Origin of the sequence: Lacticaseibacillus camelliae DSM 22697 = JCM 13995 (genome assembly GCF_001311195.1) — a bacterium.
Classification (GTDB): domain Bacteria; phylum Bacillota; class Bacilli; order Lactobacillales; family Lactobacillaceae; genus Lacticaseibacillus; species Lacticaseibacillus camelliae.
The window spans coordinates 1-2,147 of record NZ_BBAJ01000141.1; the positions used below are offsets into that span (position 1 = coordinate 1).

Below are 2,147 nucleotides of genomic sequence, written 5' to 3' on the forward strand. Positions count from 1 at the left end.
ACTCTCACATCCCCAAAAAGTCGGGCATTATGGACTAAGTGCCAAATATGCGCCAACTTTTTGAAAAATATGAATGGAGAGTGGAAACTATGGTCAGTTATCGAAAACGTGGAGAAGTGTGGCAATATGAAATCTCATACAAAGACATCAATGGAAAATATAAAAAAAACTTCGGCGTTCTGGATTCCATCTGAAGAGCGATGCAGAAATGGCAGCCAGCAAAGTTCGAACTGATTTTGTCGATGTTCGACAATATCGAAACGCAGAATTATCTTTGGATGATTACTTCGAACGCTGGCTCAAACTCTATAAACAAGGCTCAGTGAGTGATATTACGCTGAATAAATACACTAACACCCTACAGCATATCAAGCAGATCTTCGGTCACATTAAGCTCAAAGACATCAGCCGTTCAGTCTACCAGGATCGTATCAACTTTTTGCGCAAACACACGCAGTCCGTACGGTAGCTACATTCCATAAGCAAATCAGAGCTGCCTTGCTAGACGCACTCGATGACCACGTGATCACGTCTGATCCAACCCGCAAAATTGTGATCACTGGTCGACCAGTGCGCGCCAAAAGAAAAGCACTCGATTATGAGGACTGGCAAAAGTTAATTCACTGTCTCGATCCAACCAATAAATTAGATTTAATTATCTATATTGCAGCAGTAACAGGTATGCGTTATGCCGAAATTCTTGGAATCACCCCAAAGGATTTTGATCCAATCAGCCAGTCACTACGAATCAACAAAACTTGGGACTACAAATATCGGACTGGATTTAAAAAGACTAAGAACCAGGCGTCTATTCGAACCATACGGATTGATGTGCGAACTATCCAGTTGGTCAAGGAACATATCGAAACGAATAATATTGGACGAAGCACGCCACTATTTCTCACAGACGGAATCGCGCCGGTATCAGCACAAATAAACAAAGTGTTGACTGACAAGTTAAACAGCATAAATATCCCCAGAATCACATTCCACGGGCTGCGACACACACATGCCTCTGTGCTGCTGTATCAGGGCGTCAGTGTGCTGTCGGTCTCAAAACGACTGGGACACAGCAACATTTCTACCACACAGTCAACGTACCTTCATATCATCAAAGAGCTGGAAGCCCAAGACAATGATAAAATTATCAGCATTTTGAGCACTCTATAATTTGGCACTTCTCTCGGCACAAAGCAGGGTCACGACCTTCAAATCGTGACCCTTTTCGTTTCTATTTTAATGGCGTAAACAACTTCTCACCCGCTTGGGCTTTCGGATAGTTGGCAACCACCCCATCATCCAAATCCAAGGAAATGTGAAGATTAGCAACATGCTGAAGCAAGACATCATACTTCGTCAGTTCAGCAATCTGTTTGTCTAGCTTATCGAGACGTCGCTGCAGGAGCGCCTGTTCTCGTGAACCATTTTCTTGATTTCTCATTTGCTGAAGTGAATCTTGCTTCTGATTATAGGCCTCCTGAAGCGGATGCAGATATGAGGTTCGAATCATAGCGATGGTGTTTTCATCGTAGCGATGTAAGTACATCAGTGCCCTGAAACCAGCTTTTTTTGCCTGAGTTCAATTCCCAATAGATCGGACGTTTCTGGTAGGTTGATAGATGGTCTTTTTTTGAAGAAGTCCTCGATGAAGTAATTGCGGATCTGTTCCTCAGGTGTATTACCCTTTTTTTTAAGCTGAGCCGCGATGTAACTCAAGTTCTCTGACAGCTGTTCACCTCCAAAGGTTACTGTCAAAAACTCCTTCAGGCGGTGGATAATGTCCCGATTGTCTCCAAAGTAATCATCATCCGTTAGCAAAATGACGTTATCGCTATTTGGCTGATACGTCTTATATTTACTTGCATCCCAATCACCACCAGCAAAGGCTAAACCAGGAACATCGATGGAGTAGCGTCCAAACGTTACACCAACAAAGTAGGACAAGAAGGCTCGAATATCCCGTTCAGGATCAGCATGTCGGACTGACACATCTTCATCTTTAACCTCGGGACTAAGCTCGCCCTGAAGCCCATACAAATCAATAAAGATGCGATTAAGCTCTTCTTCATTCGACTTCAGTTGATCAAAACGATTGGCAGCCTCCTTCTCCCAAGTCTTGTACGCTTCCTCGACCGTCCAATTTCGGT

At 43.5% G+C, this 2,147-nt stretch carries 2 pseudogenes; one reads left to right on the plus strand and one right to left on the minus strand.

From position 1 onward, the window contains the following. Window positions 1-89 precede the first annotated feature (89 nt). Window positions 90-1,170, plus strand: a pseudogene (locus JCM13995_RS13330) (site-specific integrase). 291 nt (window positions 1,171-1,461) lie between these two features. Here the strand turns inward: JCM13995_RS13330 and JCM13995_RS15105 are convergent. Beyond that, window positions 1,462-2,147: pseudogene (locus tag JCM13995_RS15105) on the minus strand (BREX-1 system adenine-specific DNA-methyltransferase PglX); the annotation flags it as partial.